Source organism: Olsenella sp. kh2p3 (assembly GCA_900119625.1).
GTDB lineage: Bacteria > Actinomycetota > Coriobacteriia > Coriobacteriales > Atopobiaceae > Tractidigestivibacter.
Map to the genome: position 1 here is coordinate 64,512 of FPKD01000007.1, position 25,198 is coordinate 89,709.

At 65.1% G+C, this 25,198-nt stretch carries 18 protein-coding genes and 1 pseudogene; 6 read left to right on the forward strand and 13 right to left on the reverse strand.

The features are described 5' to 3' along the window. Positions 1–53: 53 nt before the first annotated feature. The 4 genes from BT122_RS08330 to gltB form a co-directional block, all read right to left on the reverse strand. Positions 54–533, reverse strand: coding sequence for a flavodoxin (locus BT122_RS08330; RefSeq protein WP_072355476.1), 480 nt, complete (start codon positions 531–533; stop codon positions 54–56). Between the two features lie 337 nt (positions 534–870). Next, positions 871–1,197 (reverse strand): hypothetical protein, encoded by a 327-nt coding sequence (locus tag BT122_RS08335; RefSeq protein ID WP_072355477.1) that lies wholly within the window; start codon positions 1,195–1,197, stop codon positions 871–873. A gap of 114 nt (positions 1,198–1,311) precedes the next feature. Beyond that, the gene (locus tag BT122_RS08340) at positions 1,312–2,784 is read right to left on the reverse strand and encodes a glutamate synthase subunit beta (protein ID WP_072355478.1); all 1,473 of its coding nucleotides are present in this window, start codon (positions 2,782–2,784) and stop codon (positions 1,312–1,314) included. A gap of 3 nt (positions 2,785–2,787) precedes the next feature. Then, positions 2,788–7,407: a glutamate synthase large subunit gene (gltB, locus tag BT122_RS08345; protein WP_072355479.1), complete on the reverse strand. Its 4,620-nt coding sequence runs from the start codon at positions 7,405–7,407 to the stop codon at positions 2,788–2,790. A gap of 371 nt (positions 7,408–7,778) precedes the next feature. On the opposite strand from gltB, the gene BT122_RS08350 reads away from it, so the two are divergent. After that, entirely contained in the window at positions 7,779–8,816 is a 1,038-nt protein-coding gene (locus BT122_RS08350) for a DUF2804 domain-containing protein (protein ID WP_072355480.1), read from the forward strand. 337 nt (positions 8,817–9,153) lie between these two features. Here BT122_RS08350 and larC read toward each other — a convergent pair whose 3' ends face one another. From larC to larE, 3 genes are read right to left on the reverse strand one after another with little or no spacing between them, the layout of a single operon-like run. After that, the gene (gene larC / locus BT122_RS08355; RefSeq protein ID WP_143190020.1) at positions 9,154–10,506 is read right to left on the reverse strand and encodes a nickel pincer cofactor biosynthesis protein LarC; all 1,353 of its coding nucleotides are present in this window, start codon (positions 10,504–10,506) and stop codon (positions 9,154–9,156) included. Next, the gene (gene larB / locus BT122_RS08360) at positions 10,503–11,207 is read right to left on the reverse strand and encodes a nickel pincer cofactor biosynthesis protein LarB (RefSeq protein WP_072355481.1); all 705 of its coding nucleotides are present in this window, start codon (positions 11,205–11,207) and stop codon (positions 10,503–10,505) included. The genes larC and larB overlap by 4 nt, the downstream gene beginning before the upstream one ends. After that, positions 11,204–12,082, reverse strand: a complete 879-nt coding sequence (gene larE / locus BT122_RS08365) for an ATP-dependent sacrificial sulfur transferase LarE (protein WP_218161976.1) — start codon at positions 12,080–12,082, stop codon at positions 11,204–11,206. The genes larB and larE overlap by 4 nt, the downstream gene beginning before the upstream one ends. A 176-nt stretch (positions 12,083–12,258) precedes the next feature. Between larE and BT122_RS11285 the strand changes: the two are divergent. Together BT122_RS11285 and BT122_RS08370 are read left to right on the forward strand one after the other, a co-directional pair. Further along, positions 12,259–12,330, forward strand: a pseudogene (locus BT122_RS11285) (zinc ribbon domain-containing protein); the annotation flags it as partial. 9 nt (positions 12,331–12,339) lie between these two features. Continuing rightward, positions 12,340–12,873 carry a hypothetical protein gene (locus BT122_RS08370; RefSeq protein ID WP_286130347.1) on the forward strand — a complete coding sequence of 178 codons (534 nt, stop codon included), beginning with the start codon at positions 12,340–12,342 and terminating at the stop codon, positions 12,871–12,873. A gap of 20 nt (positions 12,874–12,893) precedes the next feature. Here BT122_RS08370 and BT122_RS08375 read toward each other — a convergent pair whose 3' ends face one another. From BT122_RS08375 to BT122_RS08390, 4 genes are all read right to left on the reverse strand, one after another. Then, on the reverse strand, positions 12,894–13,760 hold the full coding sequence (locus BT122_RS08375; protein ID WP_072355483.1) for an EamA family transporter: 867 nt from the start codon (positions 13,758–13,760) through the stop codon (positions 12,894–12,896). A 39-nt stretch (positions 13,761–13,799) separates the two neighbouring features. Next, positions 13,800–14,732: a polyphosphate kinase 2 family protein gene (locus BT122_RS08380; protein WP_072355484.1), complete on the reverse strand. Its 933-nt coding sequence runs from the start codon at positions 14,730–14,732 to the stop codon at positions 13,800–13,802. A 59-nt stretch (positions 14,733–14,791) separates the two neighbouring features. Then, positions 14,792–15,712 (reverse strand): HAD-IIB family hydrolase, encoded by a 921-nt coding sequence (locus BT122_RS08385; RefSeq protein ID WP_072355485.1) that lies wholly within the window; start codon positions 15,710–15,712, stop codon positions 14,792–14,794. Positions 15,713–16,040: 328 nt separating this feature from the next. Beyond that, positions 16,041–17,555 (reverse strand): radical SAM/SPASM domain-containing protein, encoded by a 1,515-nt coding sequence (locus tag BT122_RS08390; RefSeq protein ID WP_072355486.1) that lies wholly within the window; start codon positions 17,553–17,555, stop codon positions 16,041–16,043. A 734-nt stretch (positions 17,556–18,289) separates the two neighbouring features. Between BT122_RS08390 and BT122_RS08395 the strand changes: the two genes are divergently transcribed. From BT122_RS08395 to BT122_RS08405, 3 genes are read left to right on the forward strand one after another with little or no spacing between them, the layout of a single operon-like run. Beyond that, a complete protein-coding gene (locus BT122_RS08395) occupies positions 18,290–19,927 on the forward strand; it encodes a class I adenylate-forming enzyme family protein (RefSeq protein WP_072355487.1) in 1,638 nt (545 codons plus the stop codon). Between the two features lie 54 nt (positions 19,928–19,981). Then, entirely contained in the window at positions 19,982–21,787 is a 1,806-nt protein-coding gene (locus BT122_RS08400) for a thiamine pyrophosphate-dependent enzyme (RefSeq protein ID WP_072355488.1), read from the forward strand. Positions 21,788–21,816: 29 nt separating this feature from the next. Beyond that, on the forward strand, positions 21,817–22,455 hold the full coding sequence (locus BT122_RS08405; RefSeq protein WP_218161977.1) for an indolepyruvate oxidoreductase subunit beta: 639 nt from the start codon (positions 21,817–21,819) through the stop codon (positions 22,453–22,455). Positions 22,456–22,963: 508 nt separating this feature from the next. Here the strand turns inward: BT122_RS08405 and BT122_RS08410 are convergent. Both BT122_RS08410 and BT122_RS08415 read right to left on the reverse strand, forming a co-directional pair. Further along, positions 22,964–23,890: a PLP-dependent cysteine synthase family protein gene (locus BT122_RS08410; RefSeq protein ID WP_072355489.1), complete on the reverse strand. Its 927-nt coding sequence runs from the start codon at positions 23,888–23,890 to the stop codon at positions 22,964–22,966. 2 nt (positions 23,891–23,892) lie between these two features. Beyond that, on the reverse strand, positions 23,893–25,155 hold the full coding sequence (locus tag BT122_RS08415) for a trans-sulfuration enzyme family protein (protein WP_083432411.1): 1,263 nt from the start codon (positions 25,153–25,155) through the stop codon (positions 23,893–23,895). Between the last annotated feature and the right edge of the window lie 43 nt (positions 25,156–25,198).

A 25,198-nucleotide genomic window follows, 5' to 3' on the forward strand; every position in this document is an offset into this window, starting at 1 on the left:
TAGTTCCTCTCGTCTGTTTTGATCTGCCAGGTAGCGTTTGTGGCGTGTGACCCTTAGAGTCCAAGGCCCCGGATCCAGGCCTCGAGCTCGCTGGCAGAGGGCCTGTCGTTCATCATGCGACCATCGAGTACGCGCGCCTGGGGGACAAGGCCGCGCATCCTGCTTGCCGCACGAGAGATGCCGCTGCTTCCGCTTGTCGCAAAGGGAACCACGGTCTTCCCTCCAAGGTCACAGGCCTCCAGAAACGTGTCGACAATGCGGGGCTCCATATACCACCAGATGGGGAAGCCCACAAAGACTGCGTCGTACGAGGAGAGATCCGGTACGGCCTGGGCAAGGGCGGGACGCGAGGAATCATCGCCCATCTCGACAGACGACCTGCTCGAGGAGTTGTTCCAGTTGAGGTCCCGGCTGGAATAGGGCACCGCAGGCGTAATGCGGTAAAGGTCTGCACCAGCGGCCTTGGCGAGGGACTTTGCCGCCCTCTCCGTTGTGCCAGTGGCACTGAAGTACGCAACTAATGACTTGTTCATCGGGCATATCCTTTCTTGTGAACAAGGGGCTCATGGGGCGGAAGCGCCCTTGCGTGCTATTCTGTGACCTGAAGTTAGGTTTAGGTCAAGCGGCATGTCGGTCCATCTTGGAAATTGTCAGCCGCTGAAAGGCAGCCCCGACGCCAAAACGACGCCGGGGCATGGGTTTAGAACGTACTTGCTGCGGCAACACGCCCCCGGCTCACAACGACGCCCGAGCGAGTCTTTCCGACGCGATTCCGTACGAGACGAGCCCTCCGGCGTCGTTTTGACGCCGGAGGGCTCAAGTTAAACGCGATAAGTTGCCAACATGAGACAAAGGGAAACTCCCTTTGTCTCATAGCCACACGAGGGTGTTGGGGGGTGTGGGATCCTCTCCCCCGTCGTCGGCGTTGCCTGCGGAGCCGCCTGCGCCCGAGGGCCCGGTCCACTCGGACGACTCCTCGAGCCACGTCCTCGTGGGCTCGTCGAGTTCTGGCGCGTCCTTCTCGACACCGTCCTCCATCCAAAGGAGCTTGTCGGCATCCCTGTGCGCATCCTGCGAGGACCAGATCAGGCCATCTGTCCCAATGGCATCTGCGCGCCGTGCCCCTCCCCTTTTGAGCGAGAGGTGTCTCTCGCGCATCTCGGTCATCCTGAGCGGTGCGGACGAGGCGTGTGACATGGCCTTTCCTCCAATCGGGAACGAGAGGTGACAAGGACGAACGGCGAGAGCAGCGCGGGCGACGAATCCAAAAGCACTCGGCCGGCCCCCAGGGGGACCGGCCGAATAGCGCGCTTAGAGTCCAAGTGCGCTGGCAACCTCACCAGCGCAGGCAAGACCGTCGGAAATGGCAGCAACGACGAGAGACGAGCCGGAGCGTGCATCGCCGGCAGCGAAGATCGGCGTCTCGCCCTTGCTCACGGTGCGGTGGGAGCCCGCTGCGGCGAGTTTGGGCCTCACGCCGCCACGTAGCTCCTCGGTGGTGACGCCAAGTGCCTCGTAAATCGAGGCCTCGGGACCGGTGAAGCCCATGGCGAGAAGAACCAGCTGCGCCGGAATCTCGCGCTCGGAGCCCTCGATGGGCTCGGGCTTGCCGTGCGACCAGTCGAGCGAAACTACGCGAAGGCCGCGAACTCCGCCGTTCTCGTCCGCGAGCACCTCAAGGGTGTTCGTTGCCCAGCTGCGCGGGTCGGCGCCCTGCACGAGCTCGGCCTCGACCTGACCGTAGTCGGTTTTCTTGGTGTTGGGCCACTCGGGCCACTGGTTGGAGGCAGCGCGCACCTCGGGAGGCGCGGGCAGGAACTCCAGCTGGTGGACGCTCTTGGCGTGCTGGCGAAGCGCCGTTGCAACGCAGTCGGTGCCGGTGTCGCCACCACCGATGACAACCACGTCCTTGCCCTCGGCGCTTACCGCGGGAGCCTCAGGATGACCGTCGAGCAGGGCCTTGGTCTGCGCCGTAAGGTAGTCCACGGCAAAGACCACGTTGGGGTTGTCCGCACCGGGGACGCGCAGGCCGCGCGCCTGGGCTGCGCCCGCAGCCACAACCACGGCGTCGAAGCCGGCAAGCTCGTCTGCAACCTCGGGCGAGGTGGCGTCGGCGCCGCAGCGGATCTCGATGCCGCTCTTCTCCATGAGGTCGAGCCTGCGCTCGACGACCTCCTTGGGGAGCTTCATGTTGGGAATGCCGTACATGAGCAGGCCACCCGCGCGGTCGTGGCGCTCGAAGAGCGTCACGCGCGCGCCGCGGCGTGCGAGCTCCCACGACGTGGCCAGGCCGGCAGGGCCGGACCCAACCACGGCGACGCGAGGCGCGTCCTCGGCGGCAGGTGCAAGTGGCGCGGGGCCGCCCGCTGCCCACTCGTGGTCGGAAATGGCGCGCTCGTCGTCCTTGATGGTGGTGGGCTCGTCCTCAAGGCCCAGGTTGCACGCGGCCTCGCAGGGAGCGGGGCACACACGGCTCGTGAACTCGGGCAGCGGGTTGGTGAGCGCCAGGCGCTCCGCAGCGTCGGTCCACATGCCGCGCCACATGAGGTCGTTCCACTCGGGAATCAGGTTGTGCAGCGGGCAGCCCGAGCTGCGCGCCTTGCCAAACGAGAAGCCCGTCTGGCAGAACGCCACGCCACAGTACATGCAGCGACTGGCCTGCGAGCGCTGGTCCTTCTCGTCCAGCGGCACGGCAAACTCGCCAAAGTCCTTGAGCGTCTCGGCTGCGGGCCTCTCGCCGTGGGCGACCCTTCCGAGGTCGATGTAAGCTCCGACCTTGCCCATGGCCTACCTCCCGTTCCTCATGGTCTCGAAGGCGATCTCGATCGCCTCGTCGTGGGTCTTGCCCGCGGCCTCGGCGGCCTCGGTGAGCTCGAGGGCAACCTCGTACTCGTGCGGGATGACCTTCACGAACTTGTCCTTGATGTCGTCGAACATGTAGAGCATCTTGATGCCGCGCGGGCTCTTGGTCCTTCTCGCGTGCTCCTCGATGAGGGCGCGGATGGTCTGGAAGTCGCGCTCGGTGGGGCGCTTGAGCTCGACCATGTCGGTGTTGCAGCGGCTGGGCAGCGTGCCGTACTCGTCGTAGACGAAGGCCACGCCGCCGCTCATGCCCGCGGCAAAGTTGATGCCAACCTCGCCCAAGATGAGCGCCATGCCGCCCGTCATGTACTCGCAGCCGTGGTTGCCTACGCCCTCGCACACGATGGTGGCGCCGGAGTTGCGCACGCCAAAGCGCTGGCCGGCCAAGCCGTTGATGAAGCCCTTGCCGCCCGTGGCGCCGTAGAAGGCCACGTTGCCAATGGAGACGTTCTCGTCGAACTTGTACGTGGCGCTAGGTGCGGGGGCAACTGTGAGGATGCCGCCCGAGAGGCCCTTGCCAAAGTAGTCGTTGGCGTCACCAATCACGTTGATGGTGATGCCGGCCGGAAGGAAGGCGCCGAAGCTCTGGCCGCCGGAGCCAACGCAGTCGATGGTGATGGAGCCCTCGGGGAGGCCCTCCGGGTGCGTGCGGGTGACCTCGGAGCCGAGCATGGTGCCCACGCAGCGGTTCACGTTGGCAATGTCAGCGTGAAAGTGCACTGGCGTGAGCGTGCGGCGCGCGGTCTCGGTGTAGGGCACGAAGAGCGTCGCGTCCAGCGTGCTCGAGAGCTCGTCGGCAGGCCCCATCTCGGGCAGGAAGTGACGGGCAGCGGCGCCGGGGACGCTCTTGCCAAACTCGTTGGTGACGCTTGCGAGAACAGGCGAGAGGTCGATGGTGTTGGCCTTCCAGTTGCCCGGAACCTCGACCTGGCGAAGGCACTCGGGGTGTCCAACCATGTCCTGGACCGTGCGGAAGCCCAGCTCAGCCATGATGTGGCGCAGCTCATCGGCCACAAGGTACATGAAGTTGACCACGTGCTCGGGCTTGCCGCGGAAGCGCTTGCGGAGCTCGCAGTTCTGCGTGGCGATGCCCATGGGGCAGGTGTCCGTCTGGCAGTCGCGCTGCATGAGGCAGCCAAGCGAGAGCAGCGCGGCCGTGCCAAAGTCAAAGACCTCGGCGCCGAGAAGCGCAGCCACTGCCACGTCGCGACCGTCCATGAGCTTGCCGTCGGCCTCGAGCTCAACGCGCGAGCGCAGGCCGTTCCTGAGCAGCGTCTGCTGCGTCTCGGCAAGGCCAAGCTCGAGCGGCAGGCCTGTGTGATAGATGGAGTCACGCGGCGCGGCGCCGGTGCCGCCATTGGCACTGGAGATCAAGATCTTGTTGGCTCCGCCCTTGGCAACGCCGGTGGCAATGGTGCCCACGCCCGCCTCGGAGACGAGCTTGACCGAGACCGTTGCCCTGGGGTTGGCATTCTTGAGGTCGAAGATGAGCTCGGCCAGGTCCTCGATGGAGTAGATGTCGTGGTGCGGCGGGGGCGAGACAAGGCCCACACCAGGCGTGGAGTTGCGGACCTTGGCGATCCACGGCCAGACCTTGGTGCCGGGCAGGTGACCGCCCTCGCCGGGCTTGGCGCCCTGGGCCATCTTGATCTGGATCTCCTCGCCGGAGACCAAATAGCGGCTCGTCACGCCAAAGCGCGCGGAGGCGACCTGCTTGACCTTGGAGTTTGCGGAGTCACCGTTGGCGAGCGTGGTCTCGCGGTCGGGGTTCTCGCCACCCTCGCCCGTGTTGGACTTGGCGCCAATGCGGTTCATCGCGATGGCGAGGGCGCGGTGCGCCTCGTCGGAGATGGCGCCAAAGCTCATGGCGCTGGTCTCGAAGTGCTTCACGATGGAGTCGGCGCTCTCCACCTCGTCAAGCGGCACGGGGCCGGACGCCAGTGGCACAAACTCGAGGAGGTCGCGCAGCATGATGGCGCGTCCCTTGGGGTGGAGCGCCTTGGAGTACTCCGAGAAGAGCTCGGGGCTGTTCTCGCGCACGGCACGATGCAGCAGATAGATGACCTGCGGGGTGATGATGTGCTCCTCGCCACCGAGCGGGCGCCACTTGGTGATGCCGGAGCTTGCCAGCTGCGTAGGCGCGGGGGTCTTGAGCAGGGCCAGCGCCTCGTCATAGCGCTCGTTGCACTCGCGCTCTACGCCGTCCTCGTCGAGGCCGCCCACGCGCGAGACGGTGCCCGTGAAGCAACGGTCAACAAATCCCTGGTCAAAGCCAACAATCTCGAAGATCTGCGCGGAGTGATAGCCCTGCATCGTGGAGATGCCCATCTTGGACATGATCGAGGTGATGCCGGCGTTGACCGCGCGGTCGTAGTTGGCGATGCCCTCCTCGGCGCTCACGCCCAGAGAGCCGCGCTCAGCAAGGGCAGTGATGCACGCATGCGCCATGTAGGGGTAGATGCCCGAGGCGGAGTACCCCACGAGCGTCGCGTAGTCATGCGGGGTGATAGCGTCGCCGCACTCCACCACGATGTCGGCCTTCATGCGGATGCCCGTGCGAATCATGTGATTGTGGACGGCCGAGACCGAGAGCAGCGATGGGATGGGCACCTGGCCGTCGCCGGCGCGGTCGGAGATGACCACCACGTTGGCACCGGCGCGCACGGCCTTCTCGACGCCCTTGCAAAGCGACTCGAGCGCCTTCCGAAGCGCGCCCTCCCCCGCCTCGCGGGGATACGTCGCCGAGAAGCACGCGGCATGGAAGCCCTGGCGATCGAGCGTCGCGATGCGCTCGAACTCGTCCTTGGTGAGGATGGGATCATCCAAGCGGAGGAGCTGGCAGTTCTTGCGGGAGTCCTCGAGCATGTTGCCGTGGTTGCCCAGGTAGAGCACAGAAGACGTCACGAAGCTCTCGCGCAGCGCATCAATAGGCGGGTTGGTGACCTGCGCAAAGAGCTGGTTGAAGTAGTCGAAGAACGAGCGCGGGTGGCCGGAGAGCACGGCGAGAGGAACGTCGGAGCCCATGGAGGCCAGGGGCGGCTTGCCCGTGTTTGCCATGGGGCGCACGGCCTCCTCGACGTCGTCGAAGTGGTAGCCGTGACGGGCCAGGCGCTGGGTGAGAGACACGTCGGCGTCAATGGCCTCGAAGGGGTCCTTCTCGCCCTTGGCAAGGTCGCTCACCGAGAGGGTCTCCTCGTCGATCCAGTCACGGAAGGGCTTCTGCGCCGCAAAGTGTGCCTTGACCTCGTCGTCCCAGATGATGCGTCCCTGGGAGGGGTCGACAACGAACATCTGGCCGGGGCCGAGCGAGCCCGTCTGCAGGATCTCGTCGGGCTCGACGGTCAGGGCGCCTGCCTCGGAGGCAAGGATCATGCGGTCGTCGTGGGTGACGTAGTAGCGGGCGGGACGCAGGCCGTTCCTGTCGAGGGCGGCGCCGGTGATGCGGCCGTCCGAGAATGCGATGGCGGCAGGGCCGTCCCAGCTCTCGGTGAGCATGGACTGATAGCAGTCGTAGGCGCGACGCGCGTCGGAGAGCTGCTTGTTCTTGTCCCACGGCTCGGGGAGAAGCATGGTGACGGCGCGCGAGAGGGGCCTGCCGTTCATAGTGAGGAACTCGAGCACGTTGTCGAGGATGGCGGAGTCCGAGCCCTCGCGGTTGATGACGGGCATCACGTGGCCGAGGTCCGCGCCCAGCACGGGCGAGTAGAACTCGGACTCGCGGGCGCGAATCCAGTTGACGTTGCCGCGAAGGGTGTTTATCTCGCCGTTGTGAACGATGTAGCGGTTGGGGTGGGCGCGCTCCCAGCTGGGCGTGGTGTTGGTGGAGTAGCGCGAGTGCACGAGGGCGAGCGCCGACTCTGCAGCAGCGTCGTTCAGGTCCAGGTAGAAGTTGCGCATCTGAGTGGCAACGAGCATGCCCTTGTACACGATGGTGCGTGCGCTCATGGAGCACACGTAGAAGATCTTGCCCTCGAGCCCGTGGTGCGCGGCCGCGGACTTCTCGATAGTACGACGGCATACGTAGAGCTTGCGCTCGAACTCGTCGCCCGCGGACACGTCTGCCGGACGCCCAAGGAACGCCTGGTAGATGGTAGGCATGCAGGCTAGTGCCGTCTCGCCCAGGTCATGCGGGTCGATGGGCACCTCTCGCCAGAAGAGCAGGGGGATGCCCTGCTCGGCGCAGCCCTCCTCGAAGACGCGGCGCGCCACCTGCGCACCCTCCGCGTCCTGCGGGAAGAAGACCATGGCCACGCCGTACTCGCCCTCGTCGGGGAGCAGGTGGCCATACTTCTGGGCCTCCTTGCGGAAGAAGCGGTGCGGGATCTGGAACAGGATGCCGGCACCATCGCCGGTGTTTCTCTCCAGGCCCTTGCCGCCGCGGTGCTCGAGGTTCACAAGGAGCGTGAGTGCGTCATCGAGCAGCTGGTGTGACTTCTGGCCCTTGAGGTGAGCGATCGCGCCGATGCCGCAGGCGTCGTGCTCGAACTCCTCCCGGTACAGGCCCTGACCGGTGCTGGTGTCCTTGGCCACCTGGTTGGATGCCATGTATTCCCCTCTCCAAGCGCCCGCGCGGGCGGGCGTGCCATGCGGGTTCCTGCCGCGTTGCCGCCGCGAGAGCCCCTTCGTACCGTTGGAAGTCTATGCTGGGTGTGTTTCGTCAAGAAAAACGGGGACAGCTTGCTTCCCAACATACACACGCCTGAAACGCGCTCGAAAAAAGAACGGGCGAGAGTTGAGGAGCATACCCTGCGGGATTGATTTACCGGGCAACGGGATTCCGTTACCGGGCAACGGGATTGATTTGCCGGGCAAACCAATCCCGCTTTACTCAATCCCGTCTGCCGAAGTGGCGACGTCAACCTCCATCGGACGGTGGATGCTGAATCCACGGAGAGGTCTCGTGGAGAGGGGTTGCCATGTCCGAGCATCGCATCACCGGAACCGGCAGGCTTCTTGACGAGGAGGGCCGTCTTCGCGAGCCCGGCTGGGCAACGCGCCCGCCCTTCGCCTACAACCACGCGGACATCCAGGCGCCCCCGTGGCGCATCAAGGATTGGGACTACTACCTCATAAACGACGAGCGCTATGCCGTGGCACTAACCTTTAGCGACCTCGGGTACCTTGGACTTGTCTCGGCGTCTGTCCTGGACTTCTCGGCGCGCTCCTTCAAGACCACGTCCGAGACGGTCGCCCTGCCTCTGGGCTCAATGGGGCTGCCGGCAAGCTCGGACATGGGCGACATCTGCTGGGAGAACGCGCGCTGCCACGTGGAGTGGCGTCACGTGGGAGGCGCACGGCGCCTCTCGTTTGCCATGCACGACTTCGATGATGGCGAGGACCTTGAGGTGGAGGCCCTTCTCGACCAGCAGCCTCGCGACTCTATGGTCATCTGCACTCCGTGGGACGAGGACCCTCACGCGTTCTACTACAACCGCAAGATCGTGGGCATGCGTGCGTGGGGCGGCTTTAGGCGGGGCGCGCTCTTCCACGAGTTCTCGCGGGACGATTCGTTTGGGCTTCTCGACTGGGGACGCGGCGTGTGGACGTACGAGAACACCTGGTACTGGGCTGCCGCGCAGGGGCGCCAAGGCGGGCGCGTGGTGGGCCTCAACCTTGGCTACGGGTTTGGCAACACGCGCGCGGCCAGCGAGAACATGGTCTTCGTGGACGGCGTGGCCCATAAGCTGGGACGCGTTGACTTTGGCATCCCCGTTGGCGAGAACGGCTACGCGTACCTCTCGCCCTGGCATATGACCGACGACGAGGGACGGCTCAGTCTGGCCTTCGAGCCGCAGATTGACCGCACCGACAACATCGACCTTGCGGGCGTAATCGTGAGCCGGCAGCACCAGGTGTTTGGGACGTTCAGCGGGACGGTAGTGCTCGACGATGGTAGCGCGCTCTGCGTTGACGGGCTGCGCGGCTCGGCGGAGCACATCTACAACAAGTACTAGCGGCGGGGTGTGGTGGCGGCCGCGGCGGGGCGCGGTGGCAGGCTCTGTTTGACAGCACCCCCGGCGTCGCCGGAGCAGGCGTTTTGGCGACAAGTGCGTACAAAAGGGGCCTTCCGGCGACATTTCTCCGGTTCCGGCGGCACGGCATCTCACTCGGGCGTCGGCACCAAAAAACCTGCGGCTTAATAGCAGTTCGAAAAGAGCTCTGCCGAGCAAAACCGCAGGTAGACGCGCTGCAGCCATTTTCCGAAGTGCTATTAAGCCGCAGGTTTTGGACAGGCTCTTTGGCGCGCCCTCTGGTAAGCCCGGAGACGACGGCCACCAGCAGCCGCTACCCCTAGAGAGACGTCGCTGCGGCTAGGTACACCGTGCGGAAGTCAGCCCCAGCAGTGCGTGCCACCGCGCGCACCGACTCGTACTCCGGGTAGGCACGGAGAAGCCCGTCTCGCTCGCAGACCTTCACGCGCACAGTGCCGTAGCTCGTCTCGGCGTCGCGCCACGAGACCTCCATCACGCTGCGTTCCATGCGCTGCCGCCGGATGCCGATGGTCGTGGTCTCGGCGAACACGATGCGCTCGAGCGCCTCGCGGTGGGCGTCGTCGCAGATGATAGCCAGCTCGTAGGCCGGCCGGTTCTTCTTCATGAAGACGGGCAGGAAGTGGGCGTCACGGGCGCCCGCCGCCATGAGGTCCTCGAGAACGGCGCCAAGCATCTCGCCTGTGCTGTCGTCGATGTTGCACTCGAGCTTCCAGATCCAGTCGCCGGGGGCAGGGGCGCCGCCGTGGGCGGGGGCGTCGTCGGAACTCGGGGCGGCGCTGTGGGTAGGGCCGGCGCCGGAAGCCATGTCGTCGCCGGAGTCCATCTCCTCGATGAGCAGCGCGCGCAGAATGCTGGGCGGATCGTAGTCGCGCTTGCCCGCGCCCATGCCACACGCCTTCACCGAGAAGCGCTCCGGCAACGAAGTCGAGGTCATGGCCGCAGCAGCAAGGGCCGCGCCCGTAGGCGTGACCAGCTCGCCCTGGCGCGAGCCCACGCTCAGCGGCAGCCCCGTGTCAGCAGCGATGTTTACCACGGCAGGTACCGGCACGGGAATCACCCCATGCTGGCAGCGCACCATGCCCGTGCCGTCGACCACGCGCGGCACGATGACCTTCTCGACCCCCAAGCTGTCCAGGCAGACGGCCGCCGCCACAACGTCCACGATGGCGTCGATCGCCCCCACTTCGTGGAAGTGCACCTCGTCCACAGGCACGCCGTGCGCCTTGGACTCTGCCTGGGCCAGCAGGAGGAAAGCCTTCTCGGCAAGAGACCGCGCGCGGGGCGCAAGGTCGAGCGACGCGAGCACCTCTCGCACCTGCGCGTAGCTGCGATGATGGTGCTCGTGCGCGTGCGGGTGCCCGTCGCCGTGCGCGTGCGCGCCGTCACTCCCCTCTCCCGGCGTCCACTCGGGGTCGTACAGGTACGTCATGTCATGGTCGTGGCCGTCGTGCTCCTCGTCCAGCACCACATCAAAGTCGCAGCAGTCGAGGCCGGCCTTCTCCACGCGACCAATGCGCAACTCAAAGCCCTCGCCCGCAAGCGGAGCCAGCGCAGCTCGCACGGCCTCCTCGCTGGCACCAAGGTCCAGCAGAGACGCCACGGCCATGTCGCCGCTGATACCGGTCTGGCAGTCCCAGAAAAGCGTGCTCACGAGGCGCTCCCTCCCACCGCAAGGCGGTTGATCTGCGTGGCCAGGTACGCCGCGCCAAACCCGTTGTCGATGTTGACCGTGGCCACGCCGTTTGCACAGGAGTTGAGCATGCTGAGAAGCGCCGCCATGCCGTTGAACGACGCCCCGTACCCAACCGAGGTGGGCACCGCAACCACAGGCACCGAGACAAGCCCGCCTACCACGCTCGCAAGCGCGCCTTCCATACCGGCGACTGCCACCACGCAGTTGGCCGCACGGATACCGTCCTCGCGTTCCATCTGGTCGAGCAGCCTGTGGAGGCCGGCCACGCCCACGTCGTAGTGACGCGTCACGCGGGAGCCAAAGAACTCCGCCACGCGCGCGGCCTCCTCGGCCACCGGCGTGTCCGCCGTGCCGGCGCACACTACGGCGACGTGCCCCACCTGCGGCACCGGCACCTCCGGCGCAACGCTCAAGATGCGCGAGACCGGGTCGTAGCTCGCCTGGGGCAGCACTTCTCGCACAAGGCCAGCCTGGTGCTCGCTCGCGCGCGTGCCCAGGGCCCGGCCGTCCGCGACAACAAGGTGCTGGAAGATTTTGGGCAGAAATGCGTCGGGCTTGCCCTCGCAGAACACCACCTCGGGAAAGCCGGTGCGCTTCTCGCGGTTGGTGTCCAGCTTGGCAAAGCCCAGGTCATCATAGCCGGCGCCGTTCTCGCTCATGCGCGCGCCTCCCCCAGCGACTGGTTCATGGAGCCCGTGTGGTAGCCCGCCAGGTCCATGGTCACGTACGAGAAGCCCAGCGAGCGAAGATCCGCGGCAACCTGCGCGGCATGCGCGACGAGCAGCCCAAACTCCTCGGGCAGCACCTCGATGCGGGCAATGGGGCCCTTCTCGCCGTGGACGCGCACGCGTACCTGTGTAAGGCCCAGGTCGAGAAGCTCCTGCTCCGCGCGGTCCACCATGGCCAGGCGCGTACGCGAGATGAGCTCACCGTACACAAAGCGCGACGACAGACACGCAAACGACTGCTTGTCCCAGGTGGGAAGCCCCAGCTCGCGCGAAAGCGCGCGGATCTCCGCCTTGCGCAGACCCACGTGTCGAAGCGGGCTCAAGATGCCCTGCTCGGCAACGGCACGCAGGCCAGGGCGGTAGTCACCCTCGTCGTCCACGTTGGAGCCCTCGGCCACGTGCGCCATGCCCCTCTCGCGCGCGACGCGGCAAATCCGCTGGAAGAGTTCGCTCTTACAGAGGTAGCAGCGGTCCTTGGGGTTGTGGTCAAAGCCGGGGATGCCCAGCGCCTCCGAGTCCACCGGCACGTGCGCGATGCCCTCTCGCCCGCAGAAAGAGTCCGCCTCGGCCCGCTCACGCTGCGGGAACGACTCCGAGCGCGCAGTGACCGCCAGGCACTTCTCGCCCAGCGCCTCGTGCGCGGCATACAGGAGCAGCGTGGAGTCGACCCCGCCAGAGAACGCCACGGCGACGCTTCCCTGCTCACGCAGGTAGTCCACCAGCCGGCGGTACTTCTCGCGCATCTCCTGGGTCACCGGCGGCACGCGGCGCGCCACGGGGTTCTCGCTGGCAGTCTTCTCGTCCAAGAGCAACACACCTCCTGCAACAGGCGGCCGACGAGCCCCTGCCGCCAGCCAAAGCACCAACCATGGTAGGGGATGCGCGCCGGGCCGCCCGGCCGCGATTAATTGCGCAACAAGTTTTAAAAAAACGGACGAACAATGGCGCTGTCAGCGGGTCAAAGAGAATGAGAGGCAACACCATGACACGTACCTGCCCTTACTGCGGAAAGGCCCTTGAAGATGGCGCCACGTTTTGCAAGCACTGCGGACGAAAGATTGATGTGACACAAACCGAAGGCACCACCTCAACGTCGGCAGCGCGCAAGGTTCGCCCAAGCAGCGCCACGGGCATCCAGACCAGCCGATATCACCATGCGCTGGAGAAGGGCCGCACCAAGACCTACGACGCCGAAAGCAGCTCGGTTGTCATCAGCCGCGACAACATCCAGGTCCACACCAGCGAACGCAGCATCATTGTCACCGACAAGACGGGCTATGAGGTCATCCCCATGCGATCCGTCACCGCGGTGGGACTTGGGTCTGCCAACAAGTACATTGGCATTGCCCGCATGCTCATTATCTTTGGCGCCATCGCCGTGGTTGTTGCCCTCTGCGGAGTGCCACAGGTTGGACTGCTGGGCGTCCTGCTCGTCATTGTTGGCGCGGTTCTCATCGCCATGGGCAACAGGGCAAGCGTCTATGTGGAGAACGGCTGCTCCAAGCACTTCCTGCCCGTGATCTTTAAGGACACTGCCGAGGCAGAGGAGATCGTGAGGATCATCGCCGACACGTCCAACGCGGTGAAGGCCGAGTAGGCCAGTCTGCCGTCGCGCCCCTACCTAAAGAACGCCATCAGAAGCGTGGACGCCACGATGATGGCCAGGCCCGTGAGCGAGCGCTTGGTGTAGGTCTCCTTGAAGACCGCCGCCGAGAAGGCCATGGACACCACGATGGACAGCTTGTCGATGGGAACCACCACCGAGACCACACCCGTCTGGATGGCGTAGTAGTAGCAGAGCCACGAGGCGCCCGTGGCAACGCCGGAAAGGCAGATGAAGAGCAGCTCGTGCCTGTCGATGCCGCGCACCTCGCCCAGCTTGCCACGCATGGCCACAACCACCCATGCCATGACCAGCACAAAGCAGGTGCGGATGGCCGTTGCAAGGTTTGACTCCACGCCCTCGATGCCCACCTTGGCGAGGATCGACGTAAGCGCGGCAAAGACGGCAGAACCCACGGCGTACCACATCCATGAGCGCCCCTGGACGTCGTGGTCCTGCTGCTTGCGCTCAATCATCATCAAGGTGCCAACAAGGATCCCCGCACAGCCCACAAGCTTCACGGCAAGGTTCTCGGTCTCGCCAAAGAGCACGATGGCGAGAAGCACCGTGAGCACCGTGGAGCACTTGTCGATGGGCACGACCTTGTTGACGTCGCCCATCGAGAGTGCCTTGAAGTAGCAGATCCAGCTCGCGCCAGTGGCGAGACCCGAGAGCGCCAGGAAGAGCAGCGAGTTGGGCGTTATCTGGCCGATGGTGGGGATGGAGCCAACCACGCCCGCCATGAGCCACGCAAACGCCAGGACGACGATGGTGCGTACCGCCGTGGCCACGTCAGAGTCGGTGTGACGGATGCCGCACTTGGCAAGAATCGATGTGATGCCCGCAAAGACCGCCGAACCAACCGCAGCTAGAACCCACATGCGCGTCCCCTCTCGTTGCGCCACATACCTTGGGTTATGTTAGCCGTTCTCGCGCTCCGTTGCGTCGCGCTCGGAGCGGTCGTCGTGGCCGCCCGTCTCGGCGAGCAGGCCCTGGCGCGCGGCCTCCAGGTCGCCGCGCTGCTCGGCGGGAAGCTCCGGGTAGTGCGGGTCGCACGCCTCGAGCGTATGGACGATTGCCTCCGAGACAAGCCAGCGCGCGTAGAACTTCTGGTCCGCCGGGATAACGTACCAAGGCGCCTCCTTGGTGGCGGTGCGGTCAATACAGTGCTCGTAGGCATCCATGTACTTGGGCCACAGCTGGCGCTCGGTCACGTCGGACGAGGAGAACTTCCAGTTCTTGGACTCGTCATCGATGCGGTCGAGGAAGCGTCTGCGCTGCTCGGCGCTGCTCACGTTGAGGAAGATCTTGAGCACGCGGTAGCCGTTCTCCCAGAGGTAGCGCTCGAAGTCGCGAATCTGGCGGTAGCGCTGCTCGAAGAAGTCGTCCTTCGAGGTGTCGAGCACGCGCTTGGGCATACGGTAGGTCTTCTGGAGATCGTGCACGCGCACCACCAGCACGTCTTCGTAGTAGCTGCGGTTGAAGAGGCCAATGCAGCCGCGACGCGGCAGCCTGGTGACGGCGCGCCAGAGGAAGTCGTGCGCGAGCTCCTCCGAGGAGGGCTGCTTGAAGCTTGACACCGTCACGCCCTGCGGGTTTACGCCGCTCATCACGTGCTTGATGGTGGAGTCCTTGCCCGCCGCGTCCATTGCCTGCAGGATCACCACCACCCCCTCGCGTCCCTCGGCGTAGAGCTTGTCCTGGAGCTCGGCCATGCGCTGGGTGTTTGCCTCGGTGAGGGCCTCGAAGTTGGACCTGAGCTTCTTCTCCACGTGGACGTCCGTGGGATAGTCATCGAGCTTGAAGTGGCCCGACCCGTCGAACCTGCAGTCCTTGAGCTCCTGGAACTCCATATGCATGCATCTCCTCGAGGTTCTCGGTAGGCGCGCTATTGCGCGCGCCACTTGTCTACCTACCCCATGGGGGCGGGGCTAACGCACGTGGTTGGTGCGCCGGCGCCGCAGCGGTTCTCGCCCTCTTCGCACATGAATGCGGGCATGGCACCCGTCTTGGCTGCTGCAGCGATGTCGAGAAGGGCGTCGGCAACCGCGTCCTCGGTCACCGCGCCAATGTGCCAGCGCGCCGCTGCCGCAACCTCGGGAGCCGCATTCGAGACGGCGACGGAATTGGGTACGCCCTCGATGATGGCCAGGTCATTCTCGGAGTCTCCAAAGACGCAGACCTCGTTAAGACCTATGCCCAGCTGGTCCATGAGGATTGTAAGGCCACTCATCTTGGAGACGCCGGCGGGCAGGATGTCCAACGTGGAGGAAGCGGCGCTGGGAAAGACGAAGTCGAACTCGGGGAAGTCGCGGACCAGGTCCTGGCGGAGGTCCTCCATGTGGGCGCGCGAGTGGTCGCTGTGGATGTTGTTCTTCACGTATGTGCCGGCCGGAATGTGCGCCGACGTGCAGTGAAACGCGCGAAAGGCCTTGGGGTGACGCGCAAGCTCCTCGTCCGTGATGCCTACGACAACGTCGCTGTCTTCGCGATCGTTGTCGTAGGCGGTAAGGGCGGTCCTCTCGCCGTCACGTTTGCGCAGGTAGGCAATCAGGCGTTCGAGACTTTTGTGCGCGGGCGCCTCCTGGTAGATCACACGGCCGCGCAGGCGCACGACCTGCCCATTCACAAAGACGCCGGTCTGGAAGCAGTCTGCTGCGTCGTTCTCGAACATCCATGACATCATGGCGACGGTCCGGCCGGAGATGGGGCCGGCGAGCACGCCCGGCGCGGCGTTCACGGCGCGCACGGCTGCAATGGCCGCGTCCGACGCGCGACCCTTGCCATAGGGAATCAAGGTGTTGTCGAGGTCCGAGAGTGCGAGCTTTATCACGACGCTTCCCTTCTCGTCCGCAGTCTGCTGAGAAGAGCATACGGCAGTGCGGAGCGCAGGTGCCTTGGCGGTCGACGCAATCGCCGGAGGGCCCGTTTTGGCGACAAGTGCGTACAAAACCGCTGCTCCGGCGACGTTTTGCCGCCGGAAGGCAAGTTTTGGCGACAAGTGCGTAAAAAACCGCTGCTCCGGCGACGTCTTGCGGTTGCGTGCCGCGTTCGCACCGCGCCAGCGCCACCCCCACGCACAAGAAACGCCCCGTCGCCACGGCCATCCGGCAGCAGCGACGGGGCGACAAGCGCTTTCGCGCGAGAGAACCAATCAGCGCCTACTTGGCTGCGCCGACGGCCTCCTTCTCCTCCTCCGCAAGCTTCTCCTCAACCTGCGAGTCAAGCTCGGCGTCCTTCTCGGCAAGCATCTTGGCCTTCTTGTCGACATCCATCATCGAGATGTCGTCCTCGTAGATCTTCTTGCCGGTGGGGTGCTCCTCGACCCAGATGCGGTCGCCCTCGGGCGCCCACTTCTCGGCGTACTTAGCCGTGCGGGCGCACAGGTGGTCGACGTCCTCTGGCGAGGTGTACTCCGTGGACTTGGCTTCTGCCTCGTGAACCATCTTGGGCAGAACCTGCGGGTTCTCGAGCATGGGGCAGGGGCGCAGCATGTTGTCGTTCCAGGGCCAGTTGGCGCGATACTCCTGGAAGATGGGCTGCTGCAGGCACTCTAGCCAGCTCTTCTCGTGAATGTTGGCGTTGGAGTAGTGAATGAAGACGCAGGGCTCCACGTCACCGCGGGCGTTGACGTGGCAGAACACGCGGCCGCCAGCGATGCAGCCACCCACGAACTCGCCGTCGTTCTGGAAGTCCATGGCCATGATGGGCTTGCCGCCCTCGTAGTCGCGGATCTTGCGGATGCGGTCGATCATGTACTCGCGCTGCTCGATGGTGGGCATGAGGTCGGCGTTGGCGCCCTCGCCCACGGGCATATAGTGGAAGTACCACTGCCACAGCGCGCCGTGCTCGATGATGAAGTCGTAGTACTCGTCGGAGGTGACGTCCTCGACGTTGTTGCGCGTATAGCAGGTAGAGATGCCAAAGGGCACGCCATTCTCAGTCATGAGGTCCATGGCGCGAACAACCTCGTCGAACGAGCCGTCACCGCGGCGACCGTCGTTGGCGGTCTTGAAGCCCTCGAGCGACATCGAGAACACGATGTTGCCCAGGCGCTTGCAGTCGTCGCAGAGCTTCTGGTCGATGAGCGAGCCGTTGGTGAAGAGGCCAAAGATGCAGTCGTCGTGCTTCTCGGCAAGGCGGACGACGTCCTTCTTGCGCACCAGGGGCTCACCGCCGGTCATCATGAAGAAGTGCGTGCCCAGCGCCTTGGCCTCGGTGACAAGGCGATCCATGTCATCGAAGGAGAGGTTGAGGGAGTTGCCGTAGTCGGCGGCCCAGCAGCCGATGCAGTGCTTGTTGCAGGCGCTCGTGGGGTCGAAGATGATGATCCAGGGCACGTTGCACTGGTACTTCTCGGCAGACTGGGTGGTCTCGCGCAGGCCGCGGAACGCGGACTCGTAGGCGCCGTTCAGGACGGCGGTCTTCAAGATGTTGGGGTCAACGCGGTCCCTCACCAGCTCGATGAGGAAGTTCTCCCACTTGGAACCAGGGTAGAATGCCTTGCGCAGGGAGTTTGCCATGTCGGGCGCGGTGTCGGCGAGGAGCTTGCCGCCCATGTCCAGGAACTTGTTGATGGCCTCCTCGGGGTGATCGCTCCTGACGCCCTTGATGGCCTGGTCGATTGCGATGCTAAACGCCTTGCGCTCAGCTGCGTGCGCGATTTTCGACTGCATGGTTGTTCCTTTCGCCCAGTGGCGGTGGTCGAACTGCCTTCCACCGATTTTTCGCACCTTTGTATGGACGGTCAAATATTTTGACCCAGATTTGAAAAAAATCAACCCTGGATCGAGAAAGCCTGAAGAAGCGTTAACAGAGAAGGCGAGAGGAACGCGGCGGCCGGTGCCGGGTGGGCTACGGTAGCGACGGTGCGTCGGTGTTTCTCGGCACGTGGCTGGCGGTACTTCTCGGGGCGCGGTGGTGGCGCCTCTCGACAGGCGAGACGCCGGAGCGCCACTTTTGGTCTCCGGTGCTGCGGAAACCTGCCCTTGGACGAGAAAACGGCGCCCGAGAAGGGGTTTCGTACGTGATTGCTGCGGGAACCCGCCCTCCGGCGTCAGTTTGGCGCCCGGACGAGAATTTTGTCCAGGCCTTCTCGTCAATGCCGCGTCATCTCGCCGTTTAAGAATTTTCCGAACGATTACACCTCTAACCGGCGAGAATCCGCGACATTGCGGGAGTGCCGCGGATTTCGAACGGTTAAGTGCCCCTAAACGTTCGGAAAATTCTTAACCGGCGAAATCGCGCGGCACCACAGCGCCAGCCGCGGAGGCAATTCTCGCCGCAAGCGCAATCTCCCCCACCCCGCCACAGCCCAGCCGTCTAGAATGTCAAATGCCGCCGTCGCGCTACACGCGCCCGCAGCCGCCACCAGGCGCTTCCCGCAAACACCGGGTCATTTGGAGGCAACGTGACCATCGTCGACATGCTGCGCAAGAACGCCGAGCTCTACCCCAACGAGGTCGCCCTCGTGGAGGTGAACCCCCAGCGCCACGAGAACCGCCACATCACCTGGCGCGAGTACGAACTCGTCGAAACCACGGACGACGAGCCCTTTCGCCGCGAGATGACCTGGCAGGTCTTTGACGAGAAGGCCAACCGCTTTGCCAACCTGCTGCTCTCACGCGGTATCCGGAAGGACGACAAGGTCGCCGTCCTGCTCTACAACTGCATCGAGTGGCTCCCCATCTACTTTGGCGTTCTCAAGAGCGGCGCCACCGTGGTGCCTCTCAACTTCCGCTACTCCTCCGACGAGATACGCTACTGCATCGAGAAGTCCGACGCCGACATCCTGGTCTTTGGCCCCGAGTTCACCGGCCGCGTCGAGGAGATCGTCCCCCAGATCCAGAAGGGCCGTCTGCTCTTCTATGTGGGCGACGACTGCCCCACCTGGGCCGAGCCCTACCAGGAGCTCGTAGGCCTGTGCTCCTCGGCAGACCCCATGATCCCGCTCTCCGAGGACGAGGACGCAGCGGTCTACTTTAGCTCGGGCACCACCGGCTTCCCCAAGGCCATCCTGCACCACCACCAGAGCCTCACCCAGGCCGCCATCATGGAGCAGAAGCACCACAGCCAGACGCACGACGACGTCTTTCTCTGCATCCCGCCGCTCTACCACACCGGCGCCATCATGCACTGGATGGGATCGCTCGCCGTAGGTGGACGCGGCGTGCTCCTGCGCGGTGTGAGCCCCAAGACCATCCTCGAAACCGTCTCCAACGAGCGCTGCACCATCGTGTGGCTGCTCGTCCCCTGGGCGCAGGATATCCTTCTCGCCATCGAGCAGGGCACGGTCACCCTCTCGGACTATCACCTCGACCAGTGGCGCCTCATGCACATTGGCGCCCAGCCCGTGCCCAAGAGCCTTGTGCACCGCTGGCTCAAGGTCTTCCCCAACCAGCAGTACGACACCAACTACGGTCTCTCGGAGTCCTGCGGGCCCGGCTGCGTCCACCTGGGCGTGGAGAACGTGGACCACGTGGGCGCCATCGGCGTGCCCGGCTACCAGTGGGAGTGCAAGATTGTGGACGAGAAGGGCGAGGAGGTCACGCCCGGCGAGGTTGGCGAGCTCTGCGTGAAGGGCCCGGGCCTCATGGAGTGCTACTACAAGGACCCCGCGGCCACGGCCGAGACCCTCATCGACGGCTGGCTGCACACGGGCGACATGGCGCGCCAGGACGAGGACGGCTTCTACTGGCTGGTCGACCGCAAGAAAGACGTCATCGTGATGGGCGGCGAGAACCTCTACCCCGTGCAGATCGAGGACTTTCTCGCCTCTAACCCTGCCATCCAGGACGTGGCCGTCATCGGCCTGCCCGACGAGCGCCTGGGCGAGATACCCGCGGCGATCATCGAGCTCAAGCCCGGCTGCGAGGACACCACCGAGGAGGACATCAACGAGTTCTGCCTGGCGCTCCCCCGCTATAAGCGGCCGCGCAAGGTGATTTTTGCCGAGGTGCCGAGAAACCCCACGGGCAAGATCGAGAAGCCGCTCCTGCGCGAGAGGTACGGGGCGGCACGCCTGGTAGACCAAGAGAACAAGGCCTAGCGGGCCCACCGAATAGGCAACACAGGCGGGCAGTCCGCCGGGAGAGGAGAGCGCATGGGAAAGCAGCTACTGTCGGGCAACGAGGCCATCGCCGAGGGGGCGTGGTCGGCAGGCGCGGGCGTGGGAACGGGTTACCCCGGCACGCCTTCCACCGAGACCCTCGAGAACCTCGTGCAGCACGGCGACGTCTACTGCGAGTGGTCACCCAACGAGAAGGTCGCCCTCGAGGTGGGCATTGGCTCTGCCATGGGCGGCGTGCGCACGCTGGTCACCATGAAGCACGTGGGCCTAAACGTTGCGGCCGACCCATTCATGAGCGTCACCAACACGGGCGTGAACGCCGGCCTGGTGCTTCTCGTCGCCGACGACCCGTCCATGTACAGCTCCCAGAACGAGCAGGACACGAGGAACTACGCCGCATTTGCGCGCGTGCCGTGCCTGGACCCGTCGGACTCCCAGGAGGCCTACGACTTCACGCGCAAGGCGTTCGACATCTCCGAGCGCTTCGACGCGCCGGTCATTCTCCACGAGACCATGCGCATCGCCCACACGAGGACCATGGTCGAGTGCGGCCATGAGCGCGACCTTGAGGCCGCCGCGCCCCGCGAATACCAGAGCCAGCCCAGCAAGTACGTCATGATGCCCGCCTACGCCGTGGCACGTACCCGCGTGACCAACGAGCGCGAGGACGCCCTGGTAGAGTTTGCCGAGACGAGCGACCTCAACCGCGTCGAGATGCGCGACACCAAAGTTGGCATCATCGTTGCCGGAGCCCTCTACAACCACGTGCGCGAGGCGCTGCCCGAGGCCTCCACGCTCAAGCTTGGCCTTACCTGGCCGCTGCCGCCCAAGCTCCTCGCGAGCTTTGCGGCTTCGGTTGAGAAGGTCTACGTGGTAGAGGAGTCCTGCCGCTACTTCCGCGACCATGTGGCCGCGCTGGGCGTCAAGCTCTCCGAGCCGCCCGCGGCGGCGCTCCCCCGCTCCGGTGAGATCTTCCCCGCCGACATCCAGAGGAGCTTCGGCGTGGCCACGCCCGCGCACCTCGAGGCCGCGAAGGACCTTCCTCCTCGCCCGCCCGCGTTCTGCGCCGGCTGCCCGCACCGCCTGGTCTTCAACGAGCTGCGCCGCATGAAGGCCATCGTGACCGGCGACATCGGCTGCTACACGCTGGGTGCCGTCGCGCCCTTCCGCGCCGTCGACTCGGTGATCGACATGGGCGCCTCCCTCAGCATGAGCCACGGCATGGAGCTTGCCGGCATCCCTGAGCGCACCAAGCGCCCCGTGATTGGCGTCATTGGCGACTCCACCTTTGCGCACTCCGGCATCACGTCGCTTCTCGGCACCGCCTACAACGGGGGCAAGGGCACGCTGCTCATCCTGGACAACCGCACCACGGCCATGACCGGCACGCAGGGCAACCCCGTGAACGGCCTTACCCTCTCCGAGCAGGGCGCGCGCATCAGCCCGCTGGTGGACGCGGACGAGAAGCCCTCGGTTCTCGACCGTCCGGCTGGGCGCCCGCTCGATCTGCCCGCGCTCTGCCGCGCCATTGGCGTCGACGAGGTCATCGAGGCCGACGCGCAGGACTTGAAGGCCGTGCGCGCAGCGCTCAAGGAGGCCGTCTCGCACGAGGACCTGCTCTCGGTGGTCATCTTCCGCTCGCCGTGCCGACTGGTTGACCGCACGCACAAGCCCGCGCCCGTCATCCGCGACTGCCGACGCTGCGGCACCTGCATCCAGATTGGCTGCCCGGCGCTGGGCAAGGACGAGACAAACTACGCCATCATCGACCCCACGCAGTGCGTGGGCTGCGGCCAGTGCGAGCAGGTGTGCCCATTTGGGTGCATCAAGTCCGAGTAGCCCGGCCCAGAGCAAGGGAGGTAGAACACATGCCACACGCAACAGCATCCGCGGCCAGCTCGACCGTCCACATGGGCGAGCGCGTGCATCTTGACCGCACCATGACCGTCCTTCTCGTGGGCGTTGGCGGGCAGGGCACGATCCTTGCCGGCAACATCCTTGCCATGACCGCCTCGGAGGCGGGCCTCGACGTTAAGGTCTCCGAGATCCACGGCATGAGCCAGCGAGGCGGCTCCGTCTCGACCATCATCCGCATGGGCGAGCACGTCGACTCCATGGTCTGCGACCCGGGCACGGCCGACGTGCTTGTGGCGTTCGAGGCCATCGAGGCCCTGCGCAACCAGCAGTTCCTTAAGGAGTGCGGGCGTCTCTTTGTGAACGACGAGACCATCACCCCCGTGCCCGTGAACATTGGCAACGCCCAGATGCCGCAGCGAGTGGGCGCGCGCCTAGACGAGATTGGCGCCGTTCGCATTGACGCCGGGGAGATTGCCCGCGGCGTGGGGAGCCCTCGCTCGACCAACGTGGTGCTGGTGGGCGCGCTCTCGACGGCGCTCCCCTTTGCCGTCGACGAGTGGCGCGACGCCATCAGCCGTCGCGTGCCGCCCAAGACGGTAGAGACTAACCTCGCCGCGTTCGACGCCGGTCGAAAGGCGGCCGAACGGTAGGTCGCGGGGTTATGTAGCCACTACGCCTGCGGGCGCCCGGGTCAGTCGCTGGCCCGGGCGCTTTTCTCGTTGCGCTTGGCGCGGGCCCCTTCTCGTCCACCTCTCGCTAGTCTTTCTCGCGCCGCGCTTGTCCCGCTTGCTCTGCTTGGCCCATCCCCGAAACCTGCGGCTTAATAGCAGTCTCGAAAAAAGCACTAAGCCGACTACCTGCGGATTTGTTCTGCAGCGTACGTGAGAGACTGCAATTAACCCGCAGGTTTGCTGCAAGGGCCATCCGCGCGGCTCGAAAAGGCGCATGCCGAGGCGAGACGACAGCGGCTGGAAGTAATGCCGTCGGAAATGGGCCTTCGGGCGTCAATCGGGCGCCTGAAGGCACGTTCTAGCAGCAACTACGTACGAAGCCCTCGTTCGGGCGTCAATTGCTCGCCCAAAGGGCAATCTTTGCAGGAACGGCCACAGAAATCGCGCTCCCGGCGACACGGAACCGCGCCAGCGCCACCCTGCTCCGTTACGCGTACAGTCCCTTCGAGAAGTATCGGTCGCCGCGGTCGGGAAAGACCGTCACGATGGTGGCGCGCTCGCCCTTCTCGGCAAGGCGGCCCGCAAGTGTGAGGCTCGCGGAGAGCGCCGCGCCCGAGGACGAGCCCGCAAAGATGCCCTCCGCCCGCGCAATGAGCCGCGACGCCGAGAAGGCCTCGTCATCCGTCACCTTGATGGCCTGATCCACCAGCGACATATCCATGGTCTTGGCCACAAAGTCGTTACCGATTCCCTCGATATCGTAGTCGCCGTGCTCGCCGCCACCCATGGTCGAGCCCACCGGGTCCGCAAGCACGCCCACAATCCCAGGGTTCTGCTCCTTGAGGTAGCGAGCCACGCCCGTGTACGTGCCGCCGGAACCAGCCCCCGCAACAAAGTAGTCAACGTTGCCATCCAGGTCGCGCCAGATCTCCGGACCGGTAGTCTCGTAGTGCGCCTGCGGGTTGGCCGCGTTCTCGAACTGGCGAAGCGCGATCGAGTTGGGAATCTGGCCGAGAAGCTCCTCTGCCTTGGCCGCCGCCCCAAGCATGCCGTCCTCGCGCGGCGTGTTCACGATGCGCGCCCCCAGGGCACGCATGAGCGTCTGCTTCTCCTCGGAGAACTTCTCCGGCACCACGAAGACCACGTTATAGCCGCGGCCGATAGCCGCAAAGGCGATGCCCAGCCCCATGTTGCCCGCCGTACCCTCGACGATGGTAGAACCGGGCTTGAGCAGGCCCTTCTCCTCCGCAGCGCGCACCATGTAGAGGCCGGTGCGGTCCTTCACAGAACCCGCGGGGTTCCACAGCTCCAGCTTGGCAAAGATGTCCACGCCCTCGGGCGCGCCCACGTTGTTGAGCTTGAGCAGCGGCGTATTCCCCACGAGTTCCTCGGCAGAGTCATAGTAGTGACGCATGGCTAGGCCTCCCTGCTTGCCGTGATGGCACCCTCGACGTCTGCGAGAATGTCGACCTTGTCCTCAATGCCAACGGAGAGGCGAATAAGGCCGTCGGTGATGCCGACCTTCTCGCGCACCTCCGCGGGAATCGCCGCATGGGTCATCGTTGCCGGGTGGCAGACGAGAGACTCAACGCCGCCAAGGCTCTCGGCCAGCGCGACCAGGCGCGTCGAGCGGAAGAACGCCCGGTAGTCGTGGCACGGCGCAAGCTCGAACGAGATCATCGCCCCGGCACCCGACGCCTGGCGGCGCTGGACCTCGTAGCCTGGGTCGTCCGGGAGGCCAGGGTAGTGCACGGCCGAGACCTCGGGGTTTCTCGCAAGCGCCTCGGCAATGTACTGGGCGTTCTCCACATGCCGATCCATGCGCACGCCCAGCGTCTTGATGCCGCGCACGAGAAGGAACGAGTCTTGCGGCCCGAGGACGCCTCCCGTGGAGTTCTGGATGAAGGCGAGACGCTCCGCCAGCTCGTTGGTAGACACAACCACCAGACCGGCGACAACGTCTGAGTGGCCGCCCAGGTACTTGGTCGCCGAGTGCAGGACGATGTCCGCCCCCAGCTCGAGCGGGCGCTGCAGCCACGGCGTCATGAAGGTGTTGTCGACAATGGAAAGCACGTTATGCTCGCGTGCCACGTCTGCGATCGCCGCGAGGTCGGTGACGCTCATGAGCGGGTTTGCGGGGCTCTCGACAAGCACCGCCCTGGTGCGAGGGCCAATGGCGTGCTCGAACTCGTAGGGCTGGGTGGTGTCGACCATGCGATACGTGATGCCAAAGTGATTGAAGACCTTATCAAGCACGCGGTACGTGCCGCCATACACGTTGGTGGGGATGATGACTTCGTCGCCCTGGTTGAGCAGCGAGAGGACCGCGGTTATCGCCGCCATGCCGCTGCCAAAGGCAAAGCCGGCAACGCCGCCCTCGAGGTCTGCGATGAGGCTCTCGAGCGCCGCGCGCGTAGGGTTGCCCGTCCTGGAGTACTCCCATCCAGAGACGGTCCGGCCAACCTCCACCTGCCGGTACGTCGACGTCTGGTAGATGGGAACGTTCACCGAGCCCGTGGCCGGGTCGGTGGTAGTTCCTGCATGGATGAGGCGCGTCGAGAGGTGCTGCGCGCCACGATGCGCGTGCGCAGCGGCCGCGGGCGCGGTGACTGCAGGAGCGGCAGCTGCGGGTGCATCGCCGGAGCGGTTCTCTGCGTGCTGGGTGTTCTCGGTAGACATGGTTCCTCTCCTATCCGGGCGGCCCCTGCGGGTACACCCATGG

Bases quoted from the DNA above. Each gene is read 5' to 3' on its own strand.
- BT122_RS08330 (WP_072355476.1), bottom strand. From the start codon at position 533: ATGAACAAGTCATTAGTTGCGTACTTCAGTGCCACTGGCACAACGGAG.
- BT122_RS08335 (WP_072355477.1), bottom strand. From the start codon at position 1,197: ATGTCACACGCCTCGTCCGCACCGCTCAGGATGACCGAGATGCGCGAG.
- BT122_RS08340 (WP_072355478.1), bottom strand. From the start codon at position 2,784: ATGGGCAAGGTCGGAGCTTACATCGACCTCGGAAGGGTCGCCCACGGC.
- gltB (WP_072355479.1), bottom strand. From the start codon at position 7,407: ATGGCATCCAACCAGGTGGCCAAGGACACCAGCACCGGTCAGGGCCTG.
- BT122_RS08350 (WP_072355480.1), top strand. From the start codon at position 7,779: ATGTCCGAGCATCGCATCACCGGAACCGGCAGGCTTCTTGACGAGGAG.
- larB (WP_072355481.1), bottom strand. From the start codon at position 11,207: ATGAGCGAGAACGGCGCCGGCTATGATGACCTGGGCTTTGCCAAGCTG.
- BT122_RS08375 (WP_072355483.1), bottom strand. From the start codon at position 13,760: ATGTGGGTTCTAGCTGCGGTTGGTTCGGCGGTCTTTGCGGGCATCACA.
- BT122_RS08380 (WP_072355484.1), bottom strand. From the start codon at position 14,732: ATGGAGTTCCAGGAGCTCAAGGACTGCAGGTTCGACGGGTCGGGCCAC.
- BT122_RS08390 (WP_072355486.1), bottom strand. From the start codon at position 17,555: ATGCAGTCGAAAATCGCGCACGCAGCTGAGCGCAAGGCGTTTAGCATC.
- BT122_RS08400 (WP_072355488.1), top strand. From the start codon at position 19,982: ATGGGAAAGCAGCTACTGTCGGGCAACGAGGCCATCGCCGAGGGGGCG.
- BT122_RS08405 (WP_218161977.1), top strand. From the start codon at position 21,817: ATGCCACACGCAACAGCATCCGCGGCCAGCTCGACCGTCCACATGGGC.
- BT122_RS08410 (WP_072355489.1), bottom strand. From the start codon at position 23,890: ATGCGTCACTACTATGACTCTGCCGAGGAACTCGTGGGGAATACGCCG.
- BT122_RS08415 (WP_083432411.1), bottom strand. From the start codon at position 25,155: ATGTCTACCGAGAACACCCAGCACGCAGAGAACCGCTCCGGCGATGCA.